The 22,509-nt window shown below is 58.6% G+C and carries 24 protein-coding genes; 5 read left to right on the plus strand and 19 right to left on the minus strand.

From position 1 onward, the window contains the following. Positions 1-76 precede the first annotated feature (76 nt). Together ABVT35_RS03250 and ABVT35_RS03255 are read left to right on the plus strand one after the other, a co-directional pair. Complete coding sequence (locus ABVT35_RS03250; protein WP_368464840.1) at positions 77-604, plus strand: helix-turn-helix transcriptional regulator; 528 nt, start codon at positions 77-79, stop codon at positions 602-604. 518 nt (positions 605-1,122) lie between these two features. Further along, positions 1,123-1,650: a helix-turn-helix transcriptional regulator gene (locus ABVT35_RS03255; protein ID WP_368464841.1), complete on the plus strand. Its 528-nt coding sequence runs from the start codon at positions 1,123-1,125 to the stop codon at positions 1,648-1,650. Between the two features lie 68 nt (positions 1,651-1,718). Here ABVT35_RS03255 and ABVT35_RS03260 read toward each other — a convergent pair whose 3' ends face one another. Further along, the gene (locus ABVT35_RS03260; RefSeq protein ID WP_368464842.1) at positions 1,719-1,901 is read right to left on the minus strand and encodes a hypothetical protein; all 183 of its coding nucleotides are present in this window, start codon (positions 1,899-1,901) and stop codon (positions 1,719-1,721) included. 146 nt (positions 1,902-2,047) lie between these two features. Between ABVT35_RS03260 and ABVT35_RS03265 the strand changes: the two genes are divergently transcribed. After that, positions 2,048-2,968 (plus strand): sugar kinase, encoded by a 921-nt coding sequence (locus ABVT35_RS03265; RefSeq protein WP_368464843.1) that lies wholly within the window; start codon positions 2,048-2,050, stop codon positions 2,966-2,968. On the opposite strand, the gene ABVT35_RS03270 is transcribed toward ABVT35_RS03265, so the two are convergent. The 7 genes from ABVT35_RS03270 to ABVT35_RS03300 form a co-directional block, all read right to left on the minus strand. Continuing rightward, the gene (locus ABVT35_RS03270) at positions 2,965-3,594 is read right to left on the minus strand and encodes a glutathione S-transferase family protein (RefSeq protein WP_368464844.1); all 630 of its coding nucleotides are present in this window, start codon (positions 3,592-3,594) and stop codon (positions 2,965-2,967) included. The two genes, ABVT35_RS03265 and ABVT35_RS03270, sit on opposite strands and share 4 nt — an antisense overlap. Before the next feature lie 25 nt (positions 3,595-3,619). Further along, positions 3,620-3,967: an NIPSNAP family protein gene (locus ABVT35_RS03275; protein WP_368464845.1), complete on the minus strand. Its 348-nt coding sequence runs from the start codon at positions 3,965-3,967 to the stop codon at positions 3,620-3,622. 24 nt (positions 3,968-3,991) lie between these two features. Continuing rightward, positions 3,992-5,722 carry a thiamine pyrophosphate-binding protein gene (locus ABVT35_RS03280; protein WP_368464846.1) on the minus strand — a complete coding sequence of 577 codons (1,731 nt, stop codon included), beginning with the start codon at positions 5,720-5,722 and terminating at the stop codon, positions 3,992-3,994. A gap of 6 nt (positions 5,723-5,728) precedes the next feature. Then, on the minus strand, positions 5,729-6,514 hold the full coding sequence (locus tag ABVT35_RS03285) for an SDR family oxidoreductase (protein WP_368464847.1): 786 nt from the start codon (positions 6,512-6,514) through the stop codon (positions 5,729-5,731). 11 nt (positions 6,515-6,525) lie between these two features. Then, positions 6,526-8,190: a tripartite tricarboxylate transporter permease gene (locus ABVT35_RS03290; protein WP_368464848.1), complete on the minus strand. Its 1,665-nt coding sequence runs from the start codon at positions 8,188-8,190 to the stop codon at positions 6,526-6,528. Continuing rightward, the gene (locus ABVT35_RS03295) at positions 8,190-8,669 is read right to left on the minus strand and encodes a tripartite tricarboxylate transporter TctB family protein (RefSeq protein WP_368464849.1); all 480 of its coding nucleotides are present in this window, start codon (positions 8,667-8,669) and stop codon (positions 8,190-8,192) included. Before ABVT35_RS03295 ends, ABVT35_RS03290 begins: the two co-directional genes overlap by 1 nt. A 102-nt stretch (positions 8,670-8,771) precedes the next feature. After that, positions 8,772-9,752, minus strand: coding sequence for a Bug family tripartite tricarboxylate transporter substrate binding protein (locus tag ABVT35_RS03300; RefSeq protein WP_368464850.1), 981 nt, complete (start codon positions 9,750-9,752; stop codon positions 8,772-8,774). A gap of 174 nt (positions 9,753-9,926) precedes the next feature. On the opposite strand from ABVT35_RS03300, the gene ABVT35_RS03305 reads away from it, so the two are divergent. Beyond that, complete coding sequence (locus ABVT35_RS03305) at positions 9,927-10,871, plus strand: LysR family transcriptional regulator (RefSeq protein ID WP_368464851.1); 945 nt, start codon at positions 9,927-9,929, stop codon at positions 10,869-10,871. Here the strand turns inward: ABVT35_RS03305 and ABVT35_RS03310 are convergent, their stop codons facing one another. Together ABVT35_RS03310 and ABVT35_RS03315 are read right to left on the minus strand one after the other, a co-directional pair. Continuing rightward, entirely contained in the window at positions 10,872-11,717 is an 846-nt protein-coding gene (locus ABVT35_RS03310; protein WP_368464852.1) for a fumarylacetoacetate hydrolase family protein, read from the minus strand. It lies immediately after the preceding gene. A gap of 27 nt (positions 11,718-11,744) precedes the next feature. Then, a complete protein-coding gene (locus ABVT35_RS03315; RefSeq protein WP_368464853.1) occupies positions 11,745-12,491 on the minus strand; it encodes an SDR family oxidoreductase in 747 nt (248 codons plus the stop codon). Positions 12,492-12,669: 178 nt separating this feature from the next. Between ABVT35_RS03315 and ABVT35_RS03320 the strand changes: the two genes are divergently transcribed. After that, positions 12,670-13,464 (plus strand): IclR family transcriptional regulator, encoded by a 795-nt coding sequence (locus tag ABVT35_RS03320; protein ID WP_368464854.1) that lies wholly within the window; start codon positions 12,670-12,672, stop codon positions 13,462-13,464. A 6-nt stretch (positions 13,465-13,470) separates the two neighbouring features. Here ABVT35_RS03320 and ABVT35_RS03325 read toward each other — a convergent pair whose 3' ends face one another. The 9 genes from ABVT35_RS03325 to ABVT35_RS03365 form a co-directional block, all read right to left on the minus strand. After that, positions 13,471-14,202 carry a L,D-transpeptidase family protein gene (locus tag ABVT35_RS03325; RefSeq protein ID WP_368464855.1) on the minus strand — a complete coding sequence of 244 codons (732 nt, stop codon included), beginning with the start codon at positions 14,200-14,202 and terminating at the stop codon, positions 13,471-13,473. Between the two features lie 72 nt (positions 14,203-14,274). Then, positions 14,275-14,835 carry an STM3941 family protein gene (locus tag ABVT35_RS03330; protein ID WP_368464856.1) on the minus strand — a complete coding sequence of 187 codons (561 nt, stop codon included), beginning with the start codon at positions 14,833-14,835 and terminating at the stop codon, positions 14,275-14,277. A gap of 228 nt (positions 14,836-15,063) precedes the next feature. Next, complete coding sequence (locus ABVT35_RS03335; protein ID WP_368464857.1) at positions 15,064-15,792, minus strand: SDR family NAD(P)-dependent oxidoreductase; 729 nt, start codon at positions 15,790-15,792, stop codon at positions 15,064-15,066. Then, entirely contained in the window at positions 15,789-16,601 is an 813-nt protein-coding gene (locus ABVT35_RS03340; protein ID WP_368464858.1) for a cyclase family protein, read from the minus strand. The genes ABVT35_RS03335 and ABVT35_RS03340 overlap by 4 nt, the downstream gene beginning before the upstream one ends. Next, on the minus strand, positions 16,601-17,854 hold the full coding sequence (locus tag ABVT35_RS03345; protein WP_368464859.1) for an SDR family NAD(P)-dependent oxidoreductase: 1,254 nt from the start codon (positions 17,852-17,854) through the stop codon (positions 16,601-16,603). The genes ABVT35_RS03340 and ABVT35_RS03345 overlap by 1 nt, the downstream gene beginning before the upstream one ends. Further along, positions 17,851-19,032 (minus strand): thiolase family protein, encoded by a 1,182-nt coding sequence (locus tag ABVT35_RS03350; protein WP_368466265.1) that lies wholly within the window; start codon positions 19,030-19,032, stop codon positions 17,851-17,853. The genes ABVT35_RS03345 and ABVT35_RS03350 overlap by 4 nt, the downstream gene beginning before the upstream one ends. After that, positions 19,026-20,657 carry an AMP-binding protein gene (locus ABVT35_RS03355; RefSeq protein WP_368464860.1) on the minus strand — a complete coding sequence of 544 codons (1,632 nt, stop codon included), beginning with the start codon at positions 20,655-20,657 and terminating at the stop codon, positions 19,026-19,028. Before ABVT35_RS03355 ends, ABVT35_RS03350 begins: the two co-directional genes overlap by 7 nt. A 10-nt stretch (positions 20,658-20,667) precedes the next feature. Next, the gene (locus ABVT35_RS03360) at positions 20,668-21,150 is read right to left on the minus strand and encodes an aromatic-ring-hydroxylating dioxygenase subunit beta (RefSeq protein WP_368464861.1); all 483 of its coding nucleotides are present in this window, start codon (positions 21,148-21,150) and stop codon (positions 20,668-20,670) included. Beyond that, entirely contained in the window at positions 21,147-22,481 is a 1,335-nt protein-coding gene (locus ABVT35_RS03365; protein WP_368464862.1) for an aromatic ring-hydroxylating dioxygenase subunit alpha, read from the minus strand. The genes ABVT35_RS03360 and ABVT35_RS03365 overlap by 4 nt, the downstream gene beginning before the upstream one ends. Positions 22,482-22,509 lie beyond the last annotated feature (28 nt).

The following is a 22,509-nucleotide window of genomic DNA, read 5'->3' on the forward strand; positions in this document are numbered from 1 at the left end:
ACCGATGCGTGATTTGCCGGTGCAATTTGGCACGATTAATATTTGATAGGCACTAAGACTGCCGGGATACTTTTGAATGACGAATATGATACGCCCGGGTACAGGTTTGTGGATTCTGTTTGGTGTACAGGCGTCTTGCGCGCTGATTTTACTGAGTAAGGTTATCTGTGAACTCGCCGGCTGGGGAAAAGCAACTGCGGCAGGCCATTCACACATCCCGGAATTCCTGGTCATATTGGTATTGATAATCGGGCTCTCGTCCACCGTGTCCGCTATCAGAAAAATGACGTCACGCCAGAACCGTATGCTCAGGCAGCTTAAAATCAACTCGGGGGCGTTCATGCGCCTTGTGGAGGACTATTTCGACGAGTGGGGGCTGACGCCATCCGAGCGCGAGGTTGCGCTGCTTTCCTTGAAAGGTTTGCTGATTTCAGACATTGCCAGTTTGCGCAACACGAGCCAGGGCACAATCAAGGCTCAGTGCAATGCGATATACAGGAAGGCCGGCGTGAACGGCCGTCCGCAACTGCTCAGCGTCTTTATCGAAGATCTGCTCGCTCTTGGCTTGACCCGGAATGAATCGCAAACCTCTCCTGCGAAATAGTTCTCACGGCAAGCCAGCCCGTTAAACACCGGGCAGGAACCGGTGCTTTATTTGAGCTGGTTCAGCAATATTTCGACGATTGGGATCTGGCCCCTTCGGAACGTGATGTTGCGCCGCTGTCGATCAAGGGGCTGATGATTTCCGAAATCGCGCAACTGCGAAACACCAGGCCTGGAACCATCAAGGCCCAGTGTGCTTCGATCAATAGAAAGGCCTGTTGCAAAGGGAATGAGCGATTGTAAGAAAAGATGCCCTCGGGCAAGAAGTATCGGACACAATTCGCCAAAATAACGCTGGTCCTGCGATATGGCAGCAAATATCGATTTTGATGACCGTGTCGGACCGGCATCAATCACATTTTGCTACCTAATGGCAATATTTTGCATGTGGCTAGTGTGTTCCTATCGGATTGCGTCGTATACACAGCAAATATGCCCGCTGCACCGATACGTGATTTGCTGGTGCAATTTGGCGCGATACATATTTGATAGGCACTAGGACTGCCGAGGTACTTTTGAATGACGAACACGATACGCCAGAGTTCAGGTCTGTGGATTCTGTTTGCTCTACAGGCATTTTGCACGCTGTTTTTGCTGGGCGAGGTCATCGGCGATCTCATCGGTTGGGAAAACAAAGCTGCTGAGGATCTCACCCACTTTATCGAGTTTTCGGTGATATTGCTGCTGTTGACGGGACTTGTATCCACGGGATCGCGAATTACGAGGATAATGTCACGCCAGAACCGTATGCTCAGGCAGCTTAAAATAAACTCGGGGGCGTTCATGCGCCTGGTGGAGGACTATTTCGACGAGTGGGGGCTGACGCCATCCGAGCGCGATGTCGCACTGCTTTCTTTGAAAGGGTTGCTGATTTCCGACATAGCCAGATTGCGCAATACGAGCCAGGGCACAATCAAGGCTCAGTGCAATGCGATATACAAGAAGGCCGGTGTGAACGGCCGCCCGCAACTTCTCAGCGTCTTTATCGAAGATCTGCTGGCACTGGGCTTGTCCCGGAATGAACCGCAAACCTCTCCTGCACAGTAGTTCTCACCGCAAGCCAGCCTGTTAAACACCGGGCCGGACCTGAAGCGCCGACCCGGTTTGAGCTCCCGTCAACTGATGTCCAACCCGCGCATGGTCAATGGGTTGGGACGGGAACGGCCGCCATCCAGCCGGGACATGAGCGCCTCACGGGCGGAACGGACGGTGCGAAGGAAGAGACGCCATCTGACAAGGCGCGCCTTAACCATCATATCCAGCGAATCTGCCGGATTGTGTGAGCTATATCTGTTCATGGTTTTTCCAATCACTTGAGCTTTCCACTGTTCAATCCGTATGTGGGGCCGCAAAGTGAACGCCGCCTTGACGTTGCATTACAGTTCTGTAATCCAGTCCCTGCACTGAGTAAGACAACGCGACATCTAAAAGCAGGACAAAAAACATGGAATTCAAGCGCCGCCGAATTGCCTGTGTCGGCGAAGCGATGGTGGAGCTTTCGCTTGACGGCGAGGGCGCGAATGCGCAAGTCGGATTTGCCGGCGATACCCTTAATACTGCCATTTATATGACCCGTGAAATCCCGGGTGCACAGGACGTGTCTTTTGTATCCAGCCTGGGTGTGGACGCCTTTTCAGACCGCATGATCGCCTTTATCGAAGGCGAGGGGGTTGCTGCAGCGGTAACGCGAAACGAACAGCGACTGCCTGGCCTGTACGCGATCAACACGGACGAACATGGCGAACGCTCATTTTCCTACTGGCGAGAGAATTCCGCGGCCCGCACGATGTTCCAGTCTAGCGGTAGACCCGACTTTTCGGCGCTGGAGGATTTTGATGTCGTCTACATGTCCGCAATCACGCTGGCGATTCTGCCGCCCGAAATCCGCGAAGCGCTGTTTGATTGGATCGCCGCATTTCGCGGGCAGGGCGGGCTGTTCGCATTCGATTCCAACTACCGGCCCCGCCTGTGGGAAAGCGTGGACGCCGCCCGTGATGCCGTATCGCGGGCCTGGCGGCTTTGTGATATCGGTCTTCCGTCGGTTGACGACGAAATGGCCTTGTTCGGCGACGTCGATGCGGATACCGCGATAAAGCGGCTCGAAGGATACGGTATCGGCATCGGCGCCTTGAAACGCGGGGCGGAAGGCCCGGTGCCGATCAATGCGCAAGCCGATCCGGGCATTCAATATGCCCGGGCTCAAAAGGTCGTTGATACAACCTCCGCCGGTGACAGCTTCAACGGCGCTTTTTTGTCTGCCTATCTATCCGGCAAATCGATGAGCGAAGCCATGTTGGCAGGTCACAATCGCGCCGCAAAAGTGATCGGCGTCCGCGGCGCGATTATTCCAAGAGACGCGGTCTAGCCGGGCGGTATCTCGCCTACTTTTTTTGGCACATGGTACCCGCGCTGAACCGCTTCGCGCGCCGCCAGCCGCTGATACCAGGCCCGCACGTTGGGGTATTGCGTCAGATCGATCTGTTGCCATTCATAGCGCGAGACCCACGGCCAGCAGGCCATGTCGGCGATGGTGTATTCATCGACAATGTAGTCACGGCCTTCGAGCCGCTTATCCAAAACGCCGTAGAGGCGGTTGGCTTCCGCTGAAAACCGCTCTTCCGCATATTCCGCCTTGCCCGGATTGAAATGGACGAAATGGTGAACCTGACCCGCCATCGGGCCGAGACCACCCATCTGCCACATGAGCCATTCGAGCACGCGGATCTTTGCAATCGGATCGGCGGGGATGAATTTCCCGTATTTTTCGGCGAGGTAAATCATGATGGCGCCCGATTCCATCAGCTTCAGCCCGTTGTCCTGATCGACGATTGCGGGGATCTTGTTGTTGGGGCTGATTTCGAGGAATTCCGGTGTTTTCTGCTCGCCCTGGCCGATATTAATCGGGTGTACGTTATATTCGACACCCAACTCCTCAAGCAGGATCGAGACCTTGCGTCCGTTGGGTGTTGTCCATGTATATAAATCAATCATCAAAGCTATCCGTTGTTGTGTCTAATCAGTTCTGCGCCAAGTCGAGGGCCGGATCATCGTCTGCCCAGGGGCTGAATGGCGCTGGGATCAGGATCTTGTTTTCCTGGCTGACGACCAGCGGGCGGATTTTCTTCACATAGGCTTTCCAGCCATCGTCGGCTCCCAATCGCGCCCGCCGTTCGCTCCGTTCCGCCATATCCCGGTAGGCCCACATATGCACGATCTGGTGCAAGGGGCCGATCTCGGTAGTAAAATAGCCGACCATGCGGCCAAGGATCGGCCGCTGTATGGCAAGGCCTTCCGCCTCATAGAGCCTCAGATATTCAGGCGCGGCACCGACTTGCAGTGAGTAGATCCGTTCCTCGACAATCATTGTTTTCCTCGCACGGTACTGTTTCTAGCTGAGTTCGAGTTGCCTTGCTTCGCCCTGGGCGCGCGCCGCTGACAGTGTTTGTGTCGGTGTCAGGGCCTCCGGATCGACAACAAGCTCGATGAGGTAGCCGCCCTTTGCCGCCCGCGCACGCTTAAGGGCGGCGGGAAACTGGTCCGTTGCCACGACACGTTCGCCCGCAATGCCGAATGCCTGTGCATAGGTGACGAAGTCCGGATTTGCCAGCTCCGTTGCCAGCGTGCGGCCCGGATGGTTGCGTTCCTGATGCATGCGGATCGTACCGTACATGCCGTTATTGACCACCAGGTAAATCACGTCGGTGCCATATTTTTTTGCCGTTGCCAGCTCCTGCGCCGTCATCAGGAAGCAACCGTCTCCGGAGATGCTGACCACTTCGCGTTCCGGCGCAATCAGTTTTGCGGCAATGGCCGCCGGAACCCCGTAGCCCATTGAGCCGCTGGTCGGTGCGAGCTGTGAGCGATAGGTGCGGTGCTGGTGAAACCGGTGAACCCAGACCGAGTAATTTCCGGCGCCGTTTGCGACAACCGTGTCCTTCGGCATGGTTTCGGTAACGTGCCGCATGACCTCGGACATATTGAGATCACCCGGAACATTTGTCGGCGCAAGAAAGGCTTTATAATCCCTGCGTTTCTCGTTCCGCCATGTGGACCATCGCTCCCTGCCGTTGCCGTCGGATATCGCATCGGTTGCGTTCCAGAAGGCAGACGGCGTCGCGGTCATCGAGATATCCGGTGCATAGACCTGGCCAAGCTCCTCGGGCCCGGGATGCACATGCACGAACTTCATGCGTGGATTTGGAATGTCAATCAGCGAATAGCCCTGCGTCGTCATTTCACCGAAACGTGGACCCACGGCGATCAGAAGGTCGACCTCACTGCGGATCCGCCGCGTGAGATCCGGTGAGGGTGCTATGCCTATGGCGCCAACGTAATTGGGGTGTGCATTGTCGACATAATCCTGGCATCGAAACGACGCGGCGACCGGTATTCCCACGCGCTCGGCAAAGGCGATCGCCGCGTCGGCGCAGGCCGGGCTCCACGATGGTCCACCCACCACCAGAAGCGGCCGTTCGGCCTTCGCTAACAGAACCTCCAAATCACGTATTGCTGCCCGCGTCGGCGCACTCTCGGTAACCGGCTTCGGGCGGATATCTTCAACCTGCGCCATGTCTGTCAGCATGTCCTCAGGCAGGGCAAGGACGACGGGTCCCGGCCGGCCCGAAAGCGCGACATTCCAGGCGCGCGACAGATATTCGGGAATACGGGAAGCATCGTTTATCTGCGCAACCCATTTCGCCATTTCTCCGAACATGCGGCGATAGTCGATTTCCTGGAAGGCTTCGCGGTCCATCATGCCGCGGCCGACCTGTCCGACAAGGACGATCATGGGCGAGGAATCCTGAAACGCTGTGTGAATGCCGTTGGATGCGTTGGTCGCGCCGGGACCGCGCGTTACCGCGCAGATGCCTGGTTTACCAGTCATCTTGGCATAGGCATCGGCCATGTTCGAGGCGCCGGCCTCATGCCGGCAGGTCACCACCCTGATGGCGTTGCGGTGCTCGTAAAGCCCATCGAGCAGACCGAGGAAACTCTCCCCCGGCACGCAGAACAGCGTGTCGGCGCCGAGAATAGCGAGCTGGTCCGCAAGGATACGGCCGCCATGGCGAAGTTCGCTCTTTTGCGCTGGCTGCTTGTCGGACATTGGCTTGTTCGTCATCTCGCTCTAAATGCTGCGGATCATGCCGCCATCGACGCGGGTGATCTGCCCGGTCACGTAACCTGCCGCATCGCTCAACAGGAACACCGCAACCTTTGCGAATTCCTCCGGCTGGCCGTAGCGTTTGATCGGCAACACCGCCTGTGCCTCGGTACGCACCGCTTCAACGGTCTTGCCTTCGCGTTCGGCGCGGGCGGCGTCGAGCCGGCCAAGACGGGCGGTATCGATCTTGCCGGGCAGGATCATGTTGACTGTGATGCCGTCGGCGGCGACTTCGGCGGAGAGCGACTTGCAAAAGCCTGCGACCGCGCCGCGGATTGTGTTCGAAACGGCAAGATTGGGAATGGGCTGGACAACGCCCGATGAACCGATTGCAACGATGCGGCCCCAGCCGCGCTCCTTCATGGCGCCGAGTGCCGCCTCGGTGATGCGCACGATGGAAAACAGCATCATCTGCGTTGAACTCTGCCACACTTCGGTTGATACGCCCGTCGACGGGGAGGGTGGCGGCCCGCCAGCATTGTTGACCAGCATGTCCGGTTTGAATTCTTCGCTGATCCTCGTGCACAGCGCTTCGACGGCGCCAGGATCGGTGAGATCCACAGCAACCGGTGTGGCGGTAATGCCGTGTTTTTCTGTTAGCGACGAGGCGATGTCCTGAAGAGCGTCGGCACTGCGCGCCGCTAGAACGACGTTGGCGCCTTCCTCGGCCAGCGTTTCGGCGATGGCGCGCCCTATCCCCTGAGATGCACCGAGCACGAGTGCGGTTTTGCCTGCGATACCAAGATCCATGGAACTGTCCTTTACTGCTGAACTTCTTCTTGCTGCGGTTCGGTGCGATAGCGCCTTATCAGCATCACGACCCCGGCGATTGCCATGCCGATAGCCGCCACCGGCCGGATGATACCCGGCATCATGAAGACCGGAAGCGCCATGACGATCAGCAATACGGACGGGTAGTACTTCGTCCATGCCGCCTTGCCGAGATGTTTCTGATAGGCCGGAAAGACGATAGAGAAACACGCAAGCAGCAGGAAGAAAAGCGACCACGGCCGGGTGAGGAAAATCGCGATATCGTCTGAGCGGGCAAAGACCTGGCTGAGCCGCGCCTCGGCGATCTGGCCGAGAACAACGCCCAGCACCATCGGCACGATCGGAAAACCGAAGGCGCGCAGAATGAAACCGGCAACGCCGAAGATGAACAGCGTCCACATGTCGTAGCCGACATTGTTGAGCGCGAAGATGCCGAGGGCGCAATAAAAAAGGATCACCGCCGTCAGCATGTACATCTTGACCTTGGTGACGAGCACAAAGCCGCGCAGTGTCACCGACTGCAGGGCCAGCATCATGAAGTTGGCGACAAAGAACGCCAGGAAGATCGAATAGGCGATCACCGGTTCATCCGAAATGAAAGACGGGCTCGGAATGACGTCGTGAATGAGCAGGGCGCCAAGCATGATCGCCGTCATGATGTCGCCCGGCAGACCAAGCGCCATCATGACGATCAGGGCGCCCCCGGCCGTCGCGTTGTTGGCGGTTTCGGGCGCGATGATCCCGTCGACCGCACCTTTGCCGAAGTCTTTGCCGTCCTTCGATGTCTTCTTGGCCTGGTCGTAGGCGAGAATATTCGAGATTGTGCTGCCGGCGGCGGGAAGAACGCCGACAAAGACCCCGATGACCGCAGAACGGATGACATTGCCCCAGCGCTTCAGCACTTCCTTGGCCGAGTGGATATAGTCGATATTGACCGCGTGGGCATCGTGTCCGCCAAGCGCCTTGTGTGCGGCTTCCGGGTCACGCACATCGTTAAGCAGACGGCTGAAGGCGAAGAGGCCGACAAGCACCGGCAGGAAGGCAAAGCCTTGCGTCGCGGAATCGATGCCGAAGGTGAAACGCGGCTGACCGAAGACAACGTCGCTGCCGACCGTCGCTACAAGCAGGCCAAAGAGCGCCGCCATCAGGCCCTTGAGCATCTGGTCGCCGGCAAGGCTGGCGGTCACCGTCAGCGCGAAAATGATCAGCGCGAAATAATCGACCGGCTGGAATTCGAGGCCGATCAGCGCCAGTTGCGGTGCGACGACCATCAAAATGAGGGACGCAATGACGCCGCCGAAGAACGACGACCACACGCCGATGCCAAGGGCAAGGCCGGGCTTGCCGCCGCGTGCCATGGGATAGCCGTCAAAGGTCGTGGCAACGGAAGAGGGCGTTCCCGGAATGCCGGTCAGGATACCGGACATCAGACCGCCTGAAAGCCCGCCGACATAGACCGCGATCATGGTCGCAAGGCCCTGCACGGCCGACATGGTGAAGGTGAACGGCAGGACAAGCACAACGGCCATTGCTATGGTGAAGCCCGGTATGGCGCCGGCAAGGAGACCGGCTAGCGTTCCGACCATCATCAGGATCATGGTCGAGACGGTAAATAGCTGCGGGGCCGCGGCTGCAAGGTTCTGAAAGAGATCCATCAGAACACCCTCAGGAGCGTGCCTTCGGGCAGAAATACGCCGAGAAGCTGGGTAAAGACCGCCCACATGCCGACAACGAAGATGGCAGTGATAACGGCATGCAATCCCAGTTTTCTAGGTGACCAGCCGCCAAGCACCGAGAGTGTCAGGAACACATAGGCAAGCCCGCCGATGAGCATGCCGAGCACCGGCATTGTCACCAGAAACAGAAAAAACAGTCCGAAGCAGAGGATCGGGTTTTTGTAGTAGACCAGCCATTCCCGAAGGCTCCTGCGTGGCTCTTTATCGGCGGACTGTCGCTGCGAAATGATGAGCAGCACGAAGGACAGTATCGCCAGGGGAATGAGGATGGTGCGCGGCCAAAGCGCCGACGACATCTGCCCGAACATGGGCGGGGGAAGCTGGAAGGTCGCCACGAACATCACGCCCGAAAGGACGAGAAAGAAGAGGGCGACAAAAAAATCCCGGTTGAGCGACATGGTTTTATCCGGACCAGTAAATCAAGGGTTGGTGTGCAGGATAGGATCCGGCATTCAGCATTGATAGTGCGGCCCTGTTTCGGGCCGCACCTGAAAACACGCCTACTGGAAGCGGCCGACCTTCAGAGCCTTGGCGGCGTCGAGGAACTCGGTTTCGGTTCCTTTCCACCATTCGGCATATTCTTCCGGCCCGAGATAAACGACGGCTGTGCCCTTGGCGGCCTGCTCGTCGACAAAGGCCGCGTCCTCGGTCGGTGCCTTGAAGACCCCGGCCCAGTAGTCGACGATCTCCTTCGGCGTTCCCTTCGGCAGAACGACGCCGCGCGTCAGTGAGTAGTTCATGTCGACGCCCTTTTCCTTCAGCGTCGGCACGTCCGGAATGAGCGGGCTGCGTTCATCGGCGGCGATTGCAAAAGCCTTCAGCTTGCCATCGCCGCGCTGCGTGCGGGCTGCGGCCATGTTGATGCCGCCAAGATCGATCGAGCCGTTCAAAAGGCCGGTGATGCGGCCAGCCGTGCCGCCCTGGAAGGGCACATAGGCAAAATCGGTGCCGGTCTTGGCGCCGAGCATGATCCACAGGAAGTGGCTGGTCGCGCCCATCGAGACGCCGGTCGGAATTTCACCCGGTTTGTCCTTGGCTGCTGCCAGCATGCCCTCAAGATCGTTATAGGGAACATGACCGCCCGCGCCGATGATCTCCGGCGTGTCGGTGAGCATCGCCACCGGCTCGAATCCGTCCCAACTGAAATCTGTCACACCGTTGATGTAGTTGACGACGAGATGCTGGTGGATCGCAAACAGCGTGCAACCGTCCGGCGCTGCCGCATGGGCTTCCTTTGCGCCCTTGCCGCCGCCCTGACCCGGAATGGTAACGACCTTGACCTTGACCGGCGCGTCGGACTGCTCGATTGCCTTTTCGAATATGCCGAAAATGACACTTGTACCGCCCCCGGCTCCCCAGGGTACGATCAGTTTGGCAGTTGTGCAGGGCAGGTCGACCGCCGAGGCGGATGTGGTGCCGATTGCCAGCGCCAGGACAGACGCCGCTCCATAGGCCAGTGCACGCAGTTTGTTCAATTTCATGAGTTCCTCCCGAGTTAGCTTTCCGGTTGGCCGTGGTCGGATGCGGCTTCTGAAACTGTCCGCTTAGGCCGGGTCAGGCCCGCCAAGGTTTGCATATTGTCATGAATAATAAAATCCCGTATTTTAGACAATAGAGTGCGAACAGGAAACATTGTTGCGGAGAATGGACAATAGATGGATGCTGATCTCCTGACCGATATGGCCGTGTTTGCGGCCGTCGTTGAACACAACGGATTTTCGGCTGCCGCGGAAACGCTGCATATGTCGAAGTCCAACATAAGCCGGCGTGTCGCCGTCCTTGAAGAGCGTCTGCAACTGAAACTGATGCACAGGACGACACGCAAGATCGGACTTACCGAGAGCGGGCGTGTCTATTATGAACATTGCGCGCGCCTCGTCGCCGATGCGCGCGAGGCGGATGCTGCAATCCGCGCGATCCACGCTCACCCGAGCGGTCTGTTGAATGTCAGCCTGCCGGAAACGCTGGGCCGCGCCTTCATACTGCCGCTGCTTCCCGAATTCCTCGAACTTTATCCGGACGTCAAGCTCAATCTCACCTTCACCAACCGCAAGGTGGACCTCATTGAGGAGCGCTGTGACGTTGCCGTGCGCAAGGGTGAGATCGAGGACGATTCCGTCTGCGCCATCCCGCTGGGGGAATCGTCGCAGTATTTCTATGCGACACCCGGTTATCTGAAATCGTCCGGCGGATTGCGTGACCCGGCAGATCTGGAAAACCACAGTTACCTCGCAAGCCGCCTGACAGTCGGCCCACTGGATCTTGCCGTTACAAGGGGCGAGGAGAACCTGACTGTCCGGCTCAATCCGCGTGTCGGCGTGCGCGACCACGAGGCCGTGCTGCATCTGACACTGTCAGGACTTGGCGTGGCGCTGCTGCCGGTCTGGATGGCCAGAAAGCATGTGCAGAAGGGAACGCTGGTTCCGGTGCTTGAAGATTGCCGCGGCCCGACAGTCGCTTTCAACGCGATCTTCCAGCCGCACCGGGGCATGGCGCCCAATCTGAGGGCCTTCATCGAGTTTTTAAAGGAGCGGTTCCGGATCAACCGCCCCTGGGAGTTCGAAGCGCCGCCCGAGGCGGAGCTTTCGCTGACAAGCTGATCAGGCCTGAACCGTTTTCTGTTTTTGCACGCCAAGCCCATCGACGCCGAGTTCCATCACGTCGCCGGGTTTGAGATAGACCGGTTCGGGCTTCTGGCCCATGCCGACGCCGGGCGGCGTGCCGGTCGAGATGATGTCGCCGGGCTGCAGGCTCATGAACTGCGACAGATACGCAACCACATAAGCAACGCCGTAGACCATGGTCTCGGTCGTGCCGCTCTGGAAGCGCTTGCCGTTGACGTCGAGATACATGGAAAGAGCCTGTGGGTTCGGAACCTCGTCGCGCGTCACCAGCCACGGACCTATGGGACCGAACGTGTCGGCAGACTTGCCCTTGGCCCACTGGCCGGACCGCCGGATCTGGAAATCGCGTTCCGAAACGTCATTGATGACGCAATAACCGGCGACATGGTCGAGCGCCTCTGCTTCGCTGATATATTTTGCTTCCTTGCCGATCACCACGCCAAGCTCGACTTCCCAGTCGGTGGCGCTTGAGCCGCGTGGAATTTCCACGTCGTCATTGGGTCCGCAGATGGCCGAAGTCGCCTTGAAGAAAAGCACCGGTTCGGGCGGCACATCCATCCCGGCTTCCTCGGCGTGGTCGGAATAGTTGAGGCCGATGCACAGGAACTTGCCGACGCCCGTGACGCAAGGACCGATGCGCGGATTGCCTTCGACGAGCGGCAGGGAAGCGATGTCGTATGCGGCAATCGCCGCCAATTGATCGTCGTCAAGAACATCTCCGGAAATATCGGTGACATGGGCCGAAAGGTCCCTGATGTTGCCGTTTTGGTCCAAAATGCCCGGCTTTTCCTGCCCGGGGTCCCCGTAACGCAATAATTTCATCGCTCAATCCTGTTCTGTTAAATTCGGCTAATTCACCCAGCCACCGTCGATAATATGAAACTGTCCCGTCGTGAAGGCGCTTTCGTCGCTGCCGAGGTAAACCGCAAGCGCTGCGATCTCCTCGGTCCTGCCGACACGTCCCATGGGCTGGCGCGCGATGAAATCTTTCAGCGCCTGGTCATAGTCGCCCATGGCGCGCAACCGCTCGTGCAGGGAAGGGCTGTCAACCGTGCCGGGGCAAATGGCATTGCAGCGGATGCCCTTGGTGACGAAATCGGCCGCGATGGCTTTGGTCAGGCCGAGCACAGCGGCCTTTGAGGCGCTGTAGATGAAGCGGTTCGGCACACCCTTGAGGGACGACGCGACCGATGACATGTTGATGATCGATCCGCCGCCGCGCTCCACCATGGCCGGTATCACCTTCTGGCACAGGCGGAACATCGACTTTGCGTTGAGGTCGAAGGCGAAGTCCCATTCTTCCTCATCGCTTTCCAGGATTGTTCCGGAATGCACGAAGCCGGCACAGTTGAAGAGCACGTCCAGCGGCCCGGTTTTTTTCAGTGCCGCCTCCACGGCCTGACCGTCCGTCACGTCAAGGTGGATTGCGGTGATGCCGTCGATGGCGTCGAGTTCGGCAAGCGTGCCTTCATTGATATCGGCGGCAAAGACCTTTGCACCCTCGCGTACATAGGCTTCCGCTGTCGCGCGGCCGATGCCCTGGCCCGCAGCCGTAATCAGTGCCGTCTTGCCTTCAAGGCGATTGGATTCAGTCATTTTTAAACACCTCCGATTGGAACGCCGGCGTGTGGCGGCACCATAGCCCGAACTTCACCCCCATGTGCACCAGGAAGTCGGGTGCTCATATATGAATGATTTATTCATGTGTAAAAACATATTTGACAGCGAGTCAATGACGTGGTGAGAATAAAACGGAAGAAGGGAGGCCGGTTTCGTGGTCGCAAATGACAGCATGAACGAGGCGGACGGCAAATACCGGGCGCCGGCCCTTGAAAAGGGGCTGGACATCATCGAGCTGCTCGCCGGCCACGCCGACGGGCGCACCCAGGCCGAGATCGCCAAGGCGCTGGGGCGCTCCGTCAACGAGATTTACCGCATGCTCACCGTGCTTGTTCAGCGCGGCTATGTCTCGAAAACGCCGGACGGTGACCGCTTCCAGCTCAGCATGAAGCTGTTTACCCTTTCGCACCGGCATCCGCCGCTGCGCCGGCTTGTCGATCAGGCGACGCCGCTTCTTCGCGAGGCCGTCGAAGTGGCGAACCAGTCAGCCCATATCGGCATCCACGATCGCGGCGAGATCGTCGTTGCCGCGATGGCGCAATCGCCGGAGAACTGGGGGCTTTCCATGCGCGTCGGGGCTGTTATCGGCCTCTACAACACCGGCACCGGCCGCATCCTTGCCGCCTTCGCATCGTCCGATAAGCGCGCCGGTATCATCAGGGAACATGAACTTGTCGCCGGCGAAACGCAGATGGACAGCAATGAATTTGATGACATTCTGGATCGCATCGTCGCGCGCGGCTACGAAGATATGCCAAGCGAGACGACCGTGGGCGTCACCAATCTGTCCTTTCCGATATTCGGTCCGGATAACGAGGCTGTTGCTGCGCTCACCTGTCCCTATCTGCAACGTATCGATGTGTCTGATAGCCCCGATATTTCAGGCGTGACCGAAATATTTGCCGATGTTGCGCGCCGGCTGTCAATGTCCCACGGCGCGCGCGAGTGACTAATCTCAAATGTTCTCGAATTCATAGCGTTTGTCTTCGACGCTGATGCGTGGGGGCATCTTGTCCGCCTCGAACAGATCGTGCCCTTCCTTCAAATTCCGCCAGAACCCGATCCATTGCGAACCAGCATGGTCCGCCATGTTTTCCTCGGTCATGCGGAAAGGAAAGATGTGTACACCGAAGGATGACTGTCCGCCTTCGAGCGCCGCCTCGACAATCAGATAAATCTCCTCGATCCCGGCATCCGTCATGGCGTAACAGCCGATGGAAACGCATTTGCCGTGAACCATCAGATAGCTTCCAGTACGTCCATGCGACAGGTCATAATTATTCGGAAATCCGATATTGAAGGACAGGTGATAGCTGCTGTTCGGATTGAGCTGACCGGCCGTAACCGAATAGAAGCCCTCCGGCGACTGCCCGTCGCCCTCCTTCAGCTTCGGTCCGAGATCACCGGAATAGCTGCAGATCGGATAGGTCTTGAAAAGCGCGAATTCATCACCGTCTTTCATCCAGAGTTCAAGTTCGCTGGACGCCTTGAATATGCGGATGAAGACCGGCGCGCCGAGGCTGAGGTTGCGCTCCGTCAGTTGTTCTTCCAGCCGGGGCGCCGCCTCCGCCCGTACCGCGTCGAGATTGGCTGTGCCGGGAATATACGGACGGACGAGATAACCGGACAGCGCCAGAACCGCGATCAACGCGACAGCGGCAATTGAGAGTTTCGAACGCAACTTCATGGATTTCCGACAACGTGTTCATATACATAAGGCGGTTATCCAGTAAACATCATTATGTCCGCAATGGGGTGCTCAACTACGGGAATGGTATTTTGAAATAAGACGCTCCACCTCCTCAAACGGGACCTGTCCAGTGTCGGCCAGTAGCACCGTAAAGCCCATGAATGTTTTTTCCGGCTTGGCCATCAGTGAGTGAATCCATGAGAGTTTCGCTATCTTACCCAACGGCTTCGTCGTGTTTATCCCGATGAACTTCTTGTTGAAGCGGTCAACAATTTTGTAATTTTCAATGTACTCCCAAGCAATGAGAGGGCGTGTATTTCCGTATAATGGACTAATGGTTATGCCGTTCTCGTCGATCGAAAATGCAGGTTTTGATTTAAGAACATTGATCACGGTCGCAGGAACAATAAGAGCGGCAAGTGGCAGCAGTACTATTGCACATATGGTGGGATAGATCCCTGGCCTTTTGTCGTCTGCAATGAGGAGTGGCAAATGAAGTTCAAACCGAGAATTCAAAATTTCGAGTGAAAAATACGCCGCGACAACGAGTACCAAAATCACTCCGTACAATTTGAATTTCGGAAGCGGTATGTCCAGTGAATCACTGCCATTGCTTACTGTTTGAGACATTTCTTGAGCACCTCAATTCGTTTTCCCGTGCCTTGCTGAGGGCAGCGCGAGATCGAAATCCTGCCACTAACTATTACCACCAGAGGTAGTAATTGTTTTAACGCCGATCGCTCAGTTTTACCGAATTGCAAAAAAAAGTGTGCCGGGGCCGAAGCGCACCCGACCATTGACGCTTCATAGGCAGCTCACCAAATGCTTGGACGACACAGAAGCAAAGCGTCAGACTTTCTACAGGATCGCCGTCCCCACGCTCGCCCCGCCGCATACATAGAGCGTCTGGCCGGTGACAAAGCTCGCCTTCGGATCGGCGAAGAACATGAAGGCGTTGGCGATATCCTCGACCGTGCCCAGTCGGCCGACGGGAATGCGCGCCGCCAGTTCGTGCTGCTGTTCGCTGTCCTTGGGAATGAGGTCCCAGAACTGGTCGGTGAGGATCGGTCCGGGTGCAACGACATTGACCGTGATCTGGTGCGGCGCAAGTTCCAGTGCCCAGGTGCGCGCCATACCGATCATGCCGGCCTTTGAGGCGCTGTAGGCGGTGCGTGTCTTTACGCCAAGCGCCGCGCGCGAGCCGTTGAAGATCACCCGGCCGAAACGCCGTTCCTTCATGCCCGGCAGGAACGCCTGCAACAGGGTAAGGGCAGAGCCGAGGTGAAGCTGCGCAAGCCCGGTGATGTCTGATGATTTTGCGTCTTCCACAAGGTTTGGCCAGATCATACCCGCATTCTGGACAAGATGCGTGACGTTGTAATTTGCCGCAATCTCGCTGGCCGCTGCATTGACGGCGTTCTCCTCGAGCAGATCGGCTTCCACCGAAGAAAGCCGTTCGTGGGAAAAGTCCGGCGCATGGCGCGCAACCGAGATTACAAAATAGCCGGCGTCCAGCATGTGCCGCGCGATTTCCGCTCCGATGCCTTTGTTTCCACCGGTAATGACGGCTGTCAGTTGCTCGCTCATGACGATGCTCCGCCGTTCGCGACCAGCGCCATGACCCGCAAGGGGCTGCCGGTGCCCTGCTTGATCTTCAGCGGCGCGGAAACCAGCATCGCGCCGGTCGGCGGCAGCTGGTCGAGATTGTTGAGGCACTGCAGCCCGTAGCGGCCTGCGCCGTGCAGAATGTAATGGGCGGGGTAGGGGGGCGTGTAATGCACGCCCTGACCGGCATCCGTGCCGACGGTTTCCGTTCCAAAGCCGCGAATGCCGCGCTCCTCGACCAGAAGCCGCATCGCGTCCGGCGTCGGTCCGGGCGAATGCGGTCCGTCCTCGCGCATGTTGAGATAGGCTTCGCCGCGGCGCTTCGACCAGTCGGTGCGCATCAGCACCCAGCTGTCTTCGGGAATGCGCCCGTGTTCCTTTTCCCAGGCGATGATGATCTCGGGCGTCAGCTCGAAATCCTCGTCCTTTGCCGCGCCATCCGAGCAGTCGATCACACAAACCGGGCCGACGAATTTATCCACCGGGATCGTATCGACGCTGTTATTGGGAAGATCGCGGCCCGAAACCCAGTGCATCGGCGCATCGAAATGCGTGCCTGTGTGTTCGCCGCAGGTAAAATTGTTCCATTTCCACCCCGGACCGCGATGGTCGTAGGCACAGATCTCCTCCATGCGGAAGCGTGCGCACTGGCCGAATTCCGGCGGCAGGATGATCACCGGAAAATCCGGGTCGAGCGTGTGGGTCAGGTCAATCGTCCTGATCGCGCCGGAGGCGAGCGACTGCGCAAGGCCCGTCAGAAGATCGGCAGGATTTGGTGCGGTTTTGCTCATCATTGGCCTCCGCTCTCGATCATTTCGCGCTCCAGGATTTTCGGACCCGCCCGCCAGCGATCGATCAGGTCCTTGGCGACATCGCCGACAAAGACATCCTCAAGTCCGTCCTTCAATCCCCCGATCACCGATTTTGCGAGCGCCGCAGGCTGCACTTTCGGCGGCGGCAAGGGCTGGTGCCATTCGTCTTCCGTCGGGCCTGTGAAGACGTTCATCACCCGGACACCACCTTGCCACAGCTCCGCGCGCAGGCATTGCGACAGCGACAGGGCTGCAGCATTGGAAGCGGAAAATGCCCCGTATTCGGGCATGTTCGACCAGGCATAGACGGAAAGGATATTGACCCAGGCGGCGGCACTGTTCTGGCCGTCGGCGCCGCGGCCGCGCATCGCCGGGCCGAAGGCCTGGGCAAGGCGCATCATGCCGAAGAAATTCACGTCCATTTCGTCGCGCGAGAAATTGACGTCCGTGCGGTCGATAATGCCGCCTGGCCGCACGAAGCGCGCATTGTTGACGAGGATATCGGTCTTGCCGCCGATCTCGCCGGCAAGTTCCAGCACCGAACCTGTATCGGTGACGTCCAACGGCAGGATCTCGACTTTCGGGATCTTGCGCAGCGCCTCGCGGTGCGGGTAGGGGCGCCAGCTTTCAGATTCGCCAATGAAGATGATGGAGGCCTCGGCATCGGCGAAACTCTTTGCCAGCGCCGGGGCGTTTTCATTGCGGGCATCGGTAATCAGCACCCGCCTGAATTTCGGATCGCAAGTCATTTCCCGCATATGAGGATCATCCTCCATGTTCGGTGTCGCCTTGTCGGGCAGCGCAAAAAGAACGCCCTGGCCGGATTTGTCGAGCCTGATGATGAGCCGCACCTGATCGTCGACCGCCGCATCGCCATGGACATGGCAGATGACGGATGGGCCGATGTCGAGCTGCACCGTGCCGACGCGCCAGGGGGTGCGCTCGCGAAAATAGACATTGGTGCTTGTCCGCACCGTGGTGTCGGCAATGAGCCGTCCCTTTGGCGAAACGTCTTTCCAGACGAGTTCGACCGAGAGGCACGAGCGGCAGGCATCGCGCGGCGGATACTGCACCGTTTTGCATTCGTCGCAGACCTGCAGCATGAAGCGGCCTTCGGCCGCCGCTGCGGCAAGCCCGAGCGCTGCGCGGCTGCGCATATGCGAGGGGCGGGTCGGCACTCGCGAGCGCTTCTGCGGGTTCTTCTTCGGCGGCGGAACGAGCGGATTGGTCATGATGCCTCACTCCCGCTGATGATGGCGGCGCCGGAGCACACACCACGGTCGAAATTGATCATGCCGAAGCCGGAGACAAGCGCCGTTTGCGCGTCCTTCACCTGTGTCGGCCCCGCAGAGCCCGTGACCTGCCGGATCGCTTCCACCATGCCGATAAAACCGCCGGCGGCGCCCGCCTGGCCTGCCGAAAGCTGCCCCCCGGATGTGTTGTGGGGAAAATCGCCATCGATCGTCAGATCATGCGACCGGACGAATTCGGGCGCTTCGCCCTTGGCGCAAAAGCCGAGATCTTCCAACTGCATCATCACGATGACCGGATAATCGTCATAGGTCTCGACAACGTCAATCTGGTCGGTCGTCATGCCCGCCATGCCGTAAAGCTCGTCAATATCCATCTCCCAGCCGCCGCGCATCTGGATCGGATCTTCCGCAAAGGCATTGTGGCGCTCGATGGTCGAGCGGATTTGGGCGTAAGGCAGATTGGCGGCGCGGGCGTCCTCTTCGCGCATCACCAGAAAGGCTTCGGCGCCCGCCACCGGCATGACGCAGTCGAAAAGCGCGATCGGATCGGAGATCGCCCGCGCATCCATATATTGCTGCAGGCTGAGCGGCTTTTTCATGATGGCGTGCGGATTGCGCAGCGCATTTTCGCGCTGGGAAACGCAGATGGCGCCGAAATCCTCGCGCTTCGCGCCGAAGTGGCGCATGTAATAGTCGGTCAGCAGCGCAAAACAGGCATTCGGTCCGCCCGAGCCGTAAGGGTAGGAGGCGTCCTGGGCAAAGCGGCTGAAGCTTGAAAGCATGCGCCGGAAACTGTCGACATGGTTGGTGTCGCCCGAAACGCAGGCGACAAGGTTCGCGTCTCCCGCCTGAACCGCCCGCGCAGCACGCCGAAGTGCTGCAACGCCGCTTGCACCGCCGAAAGGGATATGGTCGAGCCAGCGCGGTGTCAGGCCGAGATGCTGGGTAAGGCCGACGGCGGTATCGGGAAAAAGCGTAAAGCTCGACACGGAAAATCCGTCGAGGTCGGCAGGCTTGATGCCGGCCGACCTGGTGAGTTTGCGCAATGCCCGTGCGATCCACCAATGCGCCGTCTCCTTGGAAAAACGCTGATAGGGAACGGTCACCGGAGCGGCAACGACGACGCCCCCATACCCCTGGCGCTTCGAACTCACGATGCCACCAGCCGTTTCTTCATGGACCGCGTGTCAACGGTTGCCGGATCCTCAAGCAGCTTGGGCACCAGCTTCTTTAGCTCGCCGCGCTGGATCTTCTGTGTTGGCGTCAGCGGCAATGCGTCAAGGAAGGCAACGTAGCCCGGTGCCTTGTAATAGGCCATGCGCTCCAGTGCCCAGGTGACGATTGAACGCGCCGTTTCTTCCCCATGAGCCATGTCTGTGACAATGCAGGCAAGGACTTCATCGCCGCGCAGGGCATCGGGCGCGGCGGCTGCAGCTACGGCCCTGATGTCGGGATGCTGCATTAGGATGGTCTCGACCTCCACCGCAGCGATGTTCTCGCCGCTGCGCCGGATGACGTTCTTCTTGCGGTCGACAAAAAAGTAGTCGCCCTCTTCATCGCGCATGATGATATCGCCGGTGTGGAACCAGCCGCCCTTCCACGCCTCGGCCGTTGCCTCCGGGTCCTTGTAATATTCGGAAAAGAAGCCGTAGCGCGGATCGTCTCCGGCGCGGCGCACCAGCAGTTCACCGGGTTCACCAGGACCAGCTTCCGAACCGTCATCAAGAACGATGCGGGTTGCGACTTCGGGTTCCGGGCGTCCGAGGCAGGCCTCGCCGCGCCGGCGCGGCTCATGATTGGCCATGATGACGGCGCTCATGCCGGTTTCGGTCATCGCCCAGCCTTCGACCAGGGGTATGCCAAACCTCTCTTCGAACGGAATCTGCAATTTCGGATCGATCCCGGCCCCGAATCCGAAGCGCACATCATGATCGCGTTCGCCGGGAACTTCGTCGGCCTTCATCAGGATCGACGGCATGACGCCGAGATAGTGAAGGCACGTCGATTTGCTGTCGCGCACGCTCTGCCACCAGCTGCGCGGATGGAAGCGGTCGAGCACCGTCAGGCAGCCGCCGACGGTGATCATCGCCATCAGCGAGCAGGCCATGGCGTTCATATGGAACATCGGCAGGGGCGTGATCATGCGCTCGCCGTCTTCGGTCAGCGCACACACGCCGCCTGCATGTGCGTAACAGTGACCGGCATGCAGGAAATAGGTGTTGGAAAGCACGCAGCCCTTGGGGTTTCCCGTGGTACCCGAAGTGTAAAGCATGGCTGCTTCTTCACTTGCAGCCGGCTCATATCCGGGTCCGCCGCCGGAACCCAGCTTAGGTATTTCAGCATTTTCGGCAATGACCGGAAACTCCTTGCCGGATGCACGGCTTGCCGATTCGAGATCAGCGACGCGGTTGTCGATTGCGACGGCAAGCACCGGTTCGGCGTGGCCGGCCATGTAGCTGAGTTCCGCCGATTGCAGGTCCGGATTGACCGGCACGACCGAAAGCCCGAGCGCATTGAGCGCAAACCAGTGCAGGAAATAGGAGGGCTTGTTTTCAAGCAGCAGCATCACCCGCGATCCGGCACGGTATCCGGCCTCACGATAGGCATCACGGAGATTGTCGACCGCCTGGAGTGCCGTACCGTAAGTCAGTTCCCCGGCCTCGATGCCATAGGCCTCTGCAGTCTCTGGCAGATAATTGAGGAACGGGCGCTGCGGCCATCGTTCGGCAGCAGCCGCAAACAGCTCATAAACGGAGCGGGCAGGGGATATGTCTTGCGTCATACCTACAGCTTTACAGGAAGAGCTGGATATTGCCGAACGCCGCATCGCTGTTCAGCAGATCGACACGTTTGAGGCGGATCTTCAACTTCCCTTCGATGAGCACAAGCTCATGGCGCGCATTGGCGGCGAGCAGAAACTGCTCGTCGAGCCGCGTTTCGACATAGTGAAACGGTGTGTGGGTCACGAAGAGCCCGTTTTCATGGTCGACTTCGTCGACAAAAGGACGCGACAGGACGTGATGACATCGGCTCTTGGGTTTCTGCGAGAATGTCCGCTCGCCCTTGAGGCGCTCGACCCTCAGCTTGCGCAGAAACTCGTCCTCGTAAAGCAGAGAGGTGACGAGTTTTGGGTCCGTCTGCTTGTAGTCGAGCGGCATCCAGTAGTAGCCGTCCTCGGTCCACAGATCGAGCCATTCGTCGTAGCGCCTGTCATCGATCATGCGCGCTTCTTCGTAAACGTAGTCGATCAGGTCGTCGCGGGAAGGAAAAGTCATTGCGCCGCTCCTTCCAGGGTCATCATCATGTATTTCTTCCAGGCATGGAACTGGTTGCGCATCTGCCGTTCTGTCGTGCCGTTTTCGACGGCAATTTCGCCCATGTTCTCGTCTTCCGAATAGAGCCGTTGGACATTGACCCATTCCAGCCCGTCGGAATGAAGGCCCTCCTGCGCGCGCTCATACATTTCCAGATCGTCATGACCGACGACCGAGGTCGGCGCGTTGATCAGCCGGTTGTACATGGCCGTGCGCTCCAGAAGCATGTCGGGCGCGCCGACGAGGCGGTAGATATAGGTTTCCACCAGTGTCTTGTTGGCCGCCAGCGGTATGAAGATGCGAAGCTGCTGGATCGGGCCCTTGATCATGATGTTGGGGAAATAAACCGTGTTGTGGCGGTTTTCACCGAGCACCGCCTTGGCCTTTTCCTCGCCATGCGCCTCGATCATCTTTTCAAGATAGCCGGGGATGGCCGAATAATCCGAGTGGATGGAATGGTAGACGCCCGTATGGCCGTGACCGTTGGGCCAGGTGCGAATGCCCATTTCCTCGAAAAACTCGTAAGGCGACATGAAGGGCGCGATCACCTCCATCGCCATCGGCTTCTTTGTGCCTTCGGGCTTTTCGAGCGATTCCCACAGCTTGACCGCCGTGCCGGCGGAACTTTCATGGGCGACCATCGGATGGCAGGCGTCCGTCTGGTTCTCAACCAGCATTTTCCAGTTGCACTGGTGCATGTAGCGCAAGGGCGGGCCGGCGACCTCGAGGCGGCCCTCGGGCGAGCGGTCGACCATATTGTCGATGGAGCTTAAGGATTCGCCGAAGAAATCGTCGAAATCCGGTCCCTCCTCGTTCAGCCTGGCAAAGACGAAACCGCGATAATTCTTCACCGCACCGACCTGCGCCAGCCCCTTTGCGGCTTCGCTGTCCTCAAGGCCGGTATCCTTGTAGCCCTTCTTCAGCGGGATCGCGAGCAGGCAGCCGTCGGTCTTGAACGACCAGGCATGATAGGGGCAGCGGAAGAACTTGCCGGTGTTGCCTTCCCGGTCGATAACGATTTTCGTTCCCTTGTGGGGGCAGCGATTGTGCATGACGTAGATTTCGCCATTTGAATGGCGCGACATCAGCACCGGCTGGCGGCCGATTTCAGTGGCGAAATAATCGCCCTTGTTGGGCACCTGGCTTTCATGTCCGACGAACACCCACGTGTTGGCGAACAGGTGCTTCATTTCCAGATCGAAAACCTCTTCGTCGATATAGACGTCGCGATGAACCTGCGTCGGCTTTATCAGCGCCTCGACCATAGCCGGATTATCTGTATACCTGCCCATAGCCTCTTCCTCCCAAACGCGTACAAAC

Origin of the sequence: Hoeflea sp. TYP-13, assembly GCF_040932035.1 — a bacterium.
GTDB lineage: Bacteria > Pseudomonadota > Alphaproteobacteria > Rhizobiales > Rhizobiaceae > Hoeflea_A.